This is a genomic window from Streptomyces sp. NPDC093568 (assembly GCF_044764945.1).
Classification (GTDB): Bacteria; Actinomycetota; Actinomycetes; order Streptomycetales; family Streptomycetaceae; genus Streptomyces.
On sequence record NZ_JBIWJD010000011.1, the window covers coordinates 122,188 to 129,506 of the forward strand.

General features: G+C 68.7%; 5 protein-coding genes and 1 pseudogene. 2 read left to right on the forward strand and 4 right to left on the reverse strand.

The genetic code is table 11. From position 1 onward, the window contains the following. Nucleotides 1-113: 113 nt before the first annotated feature. Both ACIRD7_RS34980 and ACIRD7_RS34985 read right to left on the reverse strand, forming a co-directional pair. Nucleotides 114-809 carry a DUF402 domain-containing protein gene (locus ACIRD7_RS34980; RefSeq protein ID WP_403459848.1) on the reverse strand — a complete coding sequence of 232 codons (696 nt, stop codon included), beginning with the start codon at nucleotides 807-809 and terminating at the stop codon, nucleotides 114-116. Between the two features lie 72 nt (nucleotides 810-881). After that, the gene (locus ACIRD7_RS34985) at nucleotides 882-2,267 is read right to left on the reverse strand and encodes a class II fumarate hydratase (RefSeq protein ID WP_403459849.1); all 1,386 of its coding nucleotides are present in this window, start codon (nucleotides 2,265-2,267) and stop codon (nucleotides 882-884) included. 118 nt (nucleotides 2,268-2,385) lie between these two features. Between ACIRD7_RS34985 and ACIRD7_RS34990 the strand changes: the two genes are divergently transcribed. After that, nucleotides 2,386-3,186: a helix-turn-helix domain-containing protein gene (locus tag ACIRD7_RS34990; protein WP_403459851.1), complete on the forward strand. Its 801-nt coding sequence runs from the start codon at nucleotides 2,386-2,388 to the stop codon at nucleotides 3,184-3,186. Beyond that, nucleotides 3,179-3,367: a DUF397 domain-containing protein gene (locus ACIRD7_RS34995; protein ID WP_403459853.1), complete on the forward strand. Its 189-nt coding sequence runs from the start codon at nucleotides 3,179-3,181 to the stop codon at nucleotides 3,365-3,367. Before ACIRD7_RS34990 ends, ACIRD7_RS34995 begins: the two co-directional genes overlap by 8 nt. A gap of 20 nt (nucleotides 3,368-3,387) precedes the next feature. On the opposite strand, the gene ACIRD7_RS35000 is transcribed toward ACIRD7_RS34995, so the two are convergent. Both ACIRD7_RS35000 and ACIRD7_RS35005 read right to left on the reverse strand, forming a co-directional pair. Next, entirely contained in the window at nucleotides 3,388-4,323 is a 936-nt protein-coding gene (locus ACIRD7_RS35000; protein WP_403459854.1) for a hypothetical protein, read from the reverse strand. Between the two features lie 55 nt (nucleotides 4,324-4,378). Further along, a pseudogene (locus ACIRD7_RS35005) lies at nucleotides 4,379-7,319 on the reverse strand (hypothetical protein); the annotation flags it as partial.

Here is a 7,319-nt window from a genome sequence, read left to right on the forward strand (position 1 = left end):
CTGCCGCCCCTCGGTGACGATCGGTCAAGCCCGGCGCGCACTCCGGTAGTTGCCCTTGCGCGCCCTTGCGGAGGACGATCCTACGTTTGTTGCCCGGGGGCGCATCAAGGGTCTCATGAGGACATGTGCGCGGGCGTGCGATCCCAGTCCTCAGGCAAAGAAGGTACAGCCCAGGACGGATCCGGGCGCCAGTTCTGCCAGCCGTCGGCGAACGGCGGCCCCCAGGAGCGGATCACCTCCACCGCGTCACGGCCCGCCTCCCGCACCCGTGCGGCCAGCCGGTCGTCCATCAGCCCGTCCCGCTGGGCCTGCGCGAACTCGTCCTCGTCCCGCCAGTGCCAACTGCGGTCCGGGTGCACGGAGATGTCGAGGAAGTGGTCCTCGGAGTCCACGCCGCCCGCCCAACGGGAGAGCGGCTCCTCGAGGTTCACGTACCAGTTCTTGAACCGCCATCCGGGCTCCCAGAACAGCCACACCGACCACGGCTCACCGGGCCGCGCGAGCTTGAGCACACCGGTGCCGAACCAGCGGTCGCGCTGGACGGTACGCGGCTTGGTGTAGCGCGTCTCAAGGGGTTCCGTGTGCACGGGCGTTCCGTCGGCGAGCGCCGGCTTCACGCACTCCGTGCCCGGAGCGAGCCATACCGCGAGCGTCTCGTCGTCGTCGCGTACGACGGTGACGGGACGCGCGATGTGCAGGCGAGGGCCGCCGTTCTCCCGGTACCGCCACAGGATCTGAGTCCCGGGCGCCCAGAAGCCCGTCGAACCGCCCGCTTCCACTTCTGTCGACATCGCTCCACCGTCTGCCATGAACAGATATTAGGTGCCACAGGCATACGACGCCGTGGCGACCGTCATGGTTCACGCCGACGTGATCAACGGTTACGGCCGCGTCATCCGCAGGACGTCGAGCGCCTCGTCCAGCTGCTGGAGGGTGAGGTCGCCGCGCTCCACGTACCCGCTCTCCAGGACGACTTCGCGGATCGTCCTGCGCTCCGCCAGGGCCTTCTTGGCGACCTTGGCGGCCTCCTCGTACCCGATGTACTTGTTGAGCGGCGTGACCACCGACGGCGACGACTCGGCGTACTCCCGGGCCCGTTCGCGGTGCGCGACGATGCCGTCGACGGTGCGGTCGGCCAGCAGCCGGGAGGCGTTGGCGAGCAGCCGGATCGACTCCAGGACGTTCTTGGCGATGACCGGAAGCATCACGTTCAGCTCGAAGTTGCCGGCGGCGCCGGCCGTGGCCACCGTGGCGTCGTTGCCGACGACCTGTGCCGCGACCATGAGCACGGCTTCCGGGATGACCGGATTGACCTTGCCCGGCATGATCGAGGAGCCGGGCTGGAGGTCGGGCAGGCTGATCTCGGCCAGCCCGGTGCGCGGCCCGGAGGACATCCACCGTAGATCGTTGGCGATCTTCGTGAGCCCGACCGCGATCGTCCTGAGCTGCCCGCTGGTCTCGACGATGCCGTCCCGCGCGCCCTGCGCCTCGAAGTGGTCGCGCGCCTCGGTGAGCGGGAGCCCGGTGGCGCGGGCCACCTCCTCGATGACGGCGGCGGAGAAGCCGGGCGGCGTGTTGATGCCGGTGCCCACGGCGGTCCCGCCCAGGGGGAGTTCGGCGAGCCGGGGCAGGGACGCCTGGAGCCGCTCGACGCCGTACCGCACCTGGGCGGCGTACCCGCCGAACTCCTGGCCCAGCGTCACGGGCGTGGCGTCCATGAGATGCGTCCGCCCGGACTTCACCACATCGGCGAACTCCTCGGACTTGCGGGTCAGGGAGGCGGCGAGATGTTCGAGGGCGGGGACGAGATCGTGGGTGACGGCGGCGGTGGCGGCGATGTGGATGGAGGACGGGAAGACGTCGTTGGACGACTGCGAGGCGTTGACGTGGTCGTTGGGGTGCACGTCACGGCCGAGCCGTTCGCTCGCGAGGGTGGCGATCACCTCGTTGGTGTTCATGTTGGACGAGGTGCCGGAGCCGGTCTGGAACACATCGACCGGGAAGTGCTCGTCCCACCGCCCCTCGGCGACGTCCGCGGCGGCCTCCTGGATCGCCTCGGCGATGTCCTTGTCGAGCACTCCGAGCCGCGCGTTCACCTTGGCGGCGGCGCCCTTGATGCGGGCCAGGGCCTCGATGTGGGCGCGCTCGATGCGCTGGCCGGAGATGGGGAAGTTCTCGACGGCGCGCTGGGTCTGGGCTCGCCACTTGGCGTCCGCGGGGACGTGTACCTCGCCCATGGAGTCGTGCTCGATGCGGTAGTCGCTCATACCCGCTATAGCGATCGGGAGGGCGGGGATGTTCCGGGATCGGGCCACGCGGGGTGGGTGATCTGTGCACACTGGCGATGACGTTGTGTGTGCGATCGGTCACGGAGGGGTGTCACGCATGGGGACGGCATACGGCGACTGGTTGCGGCAGCAGCGGGAGGCTGCGGGTAAGACGCAGCAGCAGTTGGCGGACGCGGCGATCATGTCGCGTACGCATATCGCGCATATCGAGGCGGGGCGGCGGGTGCCGTCTCGGGAGGATGCGCGGCGGTTGGATCAAGTGCTGGATACGAGGGGTGCGCTGAGCAGTTTTCGGCCGGGGAACGACCGTAGGCCGGTGGCGCCTCACTTCGAGGCCGCCCTGGAGTTGGAGCAGCAGGCAGCTGTTATCCAGGAGTTCGGGTTGGCATTCGTTCCGGGCATCTTGCAGACCGAGGGGTACGCCGATGCCCTGCTACGGGATGCGTCATATCCACCCCTGGTCAAGGAAGAGCGTGGCAAGGCGGTTGCGACGCGACTGGATCGAGCACGGGTGCTTGACGATCCCAGGAGCCCGATGGTCGGGGCGTTGCTGGACGAGATCGTTCTGCGACGCCCGGTCGGTGGACGGGCGGTGATGGCGCATCAGGTCATGCACCTTGTGCGGTTGGTGGAGGATGAGCGGATCCGAGTGCACGTCGTACCACTGGCGCACGGAGGGCATCCGCTCCTCGGCAGTATGGTCACGTTGATGTGGTTCGAAGACCAGCCGCCCGTGGCCTATGAGGAAGGGGCTTTCTCGGGCACACTGCACGACGAACCCGGCCTGGTCCAGCGGATCCAGGCCGCATACGCTCTGGTGCTGGGAGAAGCCCTCCCGCAAAAGGAGTCTCTCGACCTGATGCGGTCGATCGCAGAGGAATACGGTCATCATGCCTGAGCAGCGCTGGCGCAAGTCGACCTACAGCAACGGCAACGAGGGCAGCTGCCTCGAAGTGCTCGACAACCAGCCGCACGGCCTCCCCGTGCGGGACTCGAAAGCCCCGCAGGGACCGGCGCTGATATTCGGCCGCCAGGCGTGGTCGGCGTTCGTGTCGGCGGTGCGCGGGGCCGGTGTCTAAGGACGTCACGGCCGTGGGCCTCAGAAAGGGCCGGTGCGGGGGTTGCCGTGCAGTGCGGGCGGGCCGAGCTCGGGGTAGGGGCCGGCCGTCGCGGCTTCCGCGTCCTTGACGCTGTCGGTGACCGAGCGTCGTTCGACCAGGGAGCGGTAGAGCTGGCGGGTGAAGACGTGAAGGCCTCGGTCCGTGGGCGAGTCCGGCCAGCCGATGACGGCTTCGATCACTGGGGCGAGCCGATGCGCGAGGGTGGCGGAGCCGCAGAAGTTCAGGATGACGAGACGAGGCGCGACACGGGCCCGGGTGATCTCCTCGCAGAACGTGTCGTGGCCGATGCACAGGTCCTTGCCGTCCTGGGAGAGGTGGACCCCGCCGAACGAGCTGTGCGCGGCGATGTGCAGGACCGCTGGGGTGGCCCGGTCCAGCGCCGAGCAGATCTCGGGGAGACCGACGGACATCCGCTCGGTGAGGTCCACGAGGCTGCCCGCCAGCGACTGCCGGATGTTCGCGGCCTCGGTGCCGAACTCGTTGCGCCCCGGGCGGGGGTCACCGGCCAGGAACAGGACCCCGCGAGCGGTTGCCGAGGGGCCCGGGGTGGCGAAGGGCTCGGACGGTCGGTCTGCGGCCATGGGTGAGAAGACGGCGTGCTGCGACGCTGAGGTGGAGATGGTCGGTGACCAGTTCTGGCTGGACAGCAGAAAGGCGCCAGGGGTGCTGAGGACGACCGAGCTATGGCTGGGCTGACGTACCGGGCGCGGCTTTGCGGCCGTCTCACGAATCCGGTGTTGCAGGTCCTGGAGCGGGATGCCGAGGGCCCGGGTGATCTCCTCCCAGCCGACACCGCTCGCCAGATGACGCTGTGCGCTTTTAAGCGCGGTGTCCAGGGCATCCTGCATGCCCGCGTATCCCGGGGCCGCGCGGTAGAGCTCGCCGAGAATGCCGAGGTGCGTGATCTCGGCCACGGTGAGTGTGGGTGGGCTGTGGGTTCGCGGTGCGTGGTGGTCGTACGGCCCGTCTTCATCCGGCATGAGTGGTGACTTCGCCGGTGGGGTCGGGTGTGGTGGCTGCCGTGAGTACGTACGCGAGTTGCTGAAGGACGTCGGCGAGGTCGGGATGCGCTCGGGCCAGCCGGCGCAGTCGGTTGGCGCCCGCCGTCCGCTGTACGTCGGAGCCCTGGGCTGCGGCTTCCTCGATGAATTCGGACGGCGTGGGTTGAGCCGGCGTCTCTCCGGGGGCGGGGCTGGGCGCGGGCCTCAGGAGGGTGTACACGGCCAAGAGGTACGGGGCGACGAACCGCGTGCGCAGGAGGTCGGGGGCAGCCAGGAGCAGGGGCTCAAGTGCGGCTGTCCGGTTCTGGTCGATGCATTCCATGGCGGTGTCGACGGCGGTGTCCAGGTCGACGATCGCGTCGTAGACGTCCTCGACGGGCAGGTGATCGACCAGCAGCAGGATTCCCAGGTGCTGGAGCGAAGCCGGGTCGTCGGATTCAGAGTCCAGCAGTTCGCGGACGAGTGGATCGTCTGCCAGTTCGGGGTGTCGTCGGAGGAAAGCCAGGTCTTCGCGCCAGTTCGGCGTGGCGAGCCAGGCGTCGACCAGTTCTGCCCTGCCGTGGATCGCGCGCTGTTCGGCCAGCGTATGGGTGAGGCCCGGCCCGGTCTCCGCCTCGGCTAGCAGTTCGACGAGGTCGTCGAGGGCGGATGCCCCTGGATACAGGAATCGGGCGAGGTGCGTGGCAGCCTGGCCTGCGGGTGTGAGCAGCTGAGGTCCGGCCAATTGGAGAAGCGATTCCCGTTCGTTCCAAGTGCGTGCCGACAACCACTGGTTGAGGTGAGCGGTGAGCTCTGGGCTTAGCTCGGCGGTGGCCCATGTCGGCAGTTCGGGCATGTTGCCTTCGTTCCGATCCTGCATGGGCGTGCGCTCGCTCAGCTCTTGGGCGAGATCACGCACGGCGCGGCGGGCGGGGCCTGCCTCAACGGGGTCGGGTGTCTCGTCGGCGAGGCGTGCTGCCTGGACGAGATCGGCCGAGGTTCCGGCGAAGTCGCCTTGGCTGTGGCGCCATCGTGCACGTGAGACGAGCAACTGGGCGCGTGGGCCGCTCGGGAACCCCAGGATCACGTGGTCGGACGTTCGAGCCGCCTCTTCGAGACCGTGCTGTACCAACTGCTGGTTGGCGAGGTTGTTGAGGGACGTGGCGAGGTCGGGGAGGAAGGCGGGGCCGTTGGGCCCGTGGGCGAGGTCGCGGTAGAGGGTGACGGCCTCGGTGACGGACGTGAGCGCCCCCTGGCGGTTGCCGGTCTTGCTCTGCTGGTTGGCGAGGTTGTTGAGGGACATGGCGAGGTTGGCGAGGAAGGCGGGGCCGTTGGTTCCTTGGGCGAGGTCGCGGTAAAGGGTGACCGCCTCGGTGATGGACGTGAGCGCCCCCTGACGGTTGCCGGTCTTGCTCTGTTGGTTGGCGAGGTTGTTGAGGGACGTGGCGAGGTCGGGGAGGAAGGCGGGACCGTTGGGTCCTTGGGCGAGGTCGCGGTAGAGGGTGACCGCCTCGGTGACGGAAGTGAGCGCTCCTTGGTGGTCTCCGGTCTCGCTCTGTTGGACCGCGAGGTTGTTGAGGGACTTGGCGAGGTCGGGGAGGAAGGCGGGACCGTTGGGTCCTTGGGCGAGGTCGCGGTAGAGGGTGACCGCCTCGGTGATGGACGTGAGCGCTCCTTGGTGGTCTCCGGTCTCGCTCTGTTGGACCGCGAGGTTGTTGAGGGAGCCGGCGAGGTCGGGGAGGAAGGCGGGACCGTTGGGTCCTTGGACGAGGTCGCGGTAGAGGGCGACCGCCTCGGTGACGGAGGTGAGGGCGCCCTGGCGGTCTCCGGTCTCGCTCTGCCGGTTGGCGAGGTTGTTGACGGACATGGCGAGGTCGGGGAGGAAGGCGGGGCCGTTGGGTCCTTGGACGAGGTCGCGGTAGAGGGCGACCGCCTCGGTGACGGAAGTGAGCGCTCCTTGGTGGTCTCCGGTCTCGCTCTGCCGGTTGCCGAGGTTGTTGAGGGACTTGGCGAGGTTGGGGAGGAAGGCGGGGCTGTGGGGTCCTTGGGCGAGGTCGCGGTAAAGGGTGACGGCCTCGGTGATGGAGGTGAGGGCGCTTTGGTGGTCTCCGGTCTCGCTCTGCCGTACCGCGAGGTTGTTGAGGGACATGGCGAGGTTGGGGAGGAAGGCGGGGCTGTGGGGTCCTTGGGCGAGGTCGCGGTAGAGGGTGACGGCCTCGGTGATGGAGGTGAGGGCGCTTTGGTGGTCTCCGGTCTCGCTCTGCCGTACCGCGAGGTTGTTGAGGGATCCGGCGAGGTTGGGGAGGAAGGCGGGCCTGTGGGGTCCTTGGGCGAGGTCGCGGTAGAGGGTGACGGCCTCGGTGATGGAGGTGAGGGCGCTTTGGTGGTCTCCGGTCTCGCTCTGTTGGTTGGCGAGGTTGTTGAGGGACATGGCGAGGTCGGGGAGGAAGGCGGGGCCGTTGGGCCCGTGGGCGAGGTCGCGGTAGAGGGTGACGGCCTCGGCGACGGAGGTGAGGGCGCTTTGGTGGTCTCCGGTCTCGCCCTGCTGGATGGCGAGGTTGTTGAGGGATCCGGCCAGGGTGGGGAGGAAGGCGGGGCCGTTGGGTCCTTGGGCGAGGTCGCGGTAGAGGGTGACGGCCTCGGTGACGGAGGTGAGCGCTCCTTGGTGGTCTCCGGTCTCGCTCTGCTGGATGGCGAGGTTGTTGACGGACATGGCGAGGTCGGGGAGGAAGGCGGGGCCGTTGGGCCCGTGGGCGAGGTCGCGGTAGAGGGTGACGGCCTCGGTGACGGAGGTGAGGGCCCCTTGGAGGTCTCCGGTCTCGCCCTGCCGGTTGGCGAGGTTGTTGACGGACATGGCGAGGTCGGGGAGGAAGGCGGGGCCGTTGGGCCCGTGGGCGAGGTCGCGGTAGAGGGTGACGGCCTCGGTGAAC

Coding starts and splice junctions, on each gene's coding strand:
- ACIRD7_RS34980 (WP_403459848.1), bottom strand. CDS start 809: ATGGCAGACGGTGGAGCGATGTCGACAGAAGTGGAAGCGGGCGGTTCG.
- ACIRD7_RS34985 (WP_403459849.1), bottom strand. CDS start 2,267: ATGAGCGACTACCGCATCGAGCACGACTCCATGGGCGAGGTACACGTC.
- ACIRD7_RS34990 (WP_403459851.1), top strand. CDS start 2,386: ATGGGGACGGCATACGGCGACTGGTTGCGGCAGCAGCGGGAGGCTGCG.
- ACIRD7_RS34995 (WP_403459853.1), top strand. CDS start 3,179: ATGCCTGAGCAGCGCTGGCGCAAGTCGACCTACAGCAACGGCAACGAG.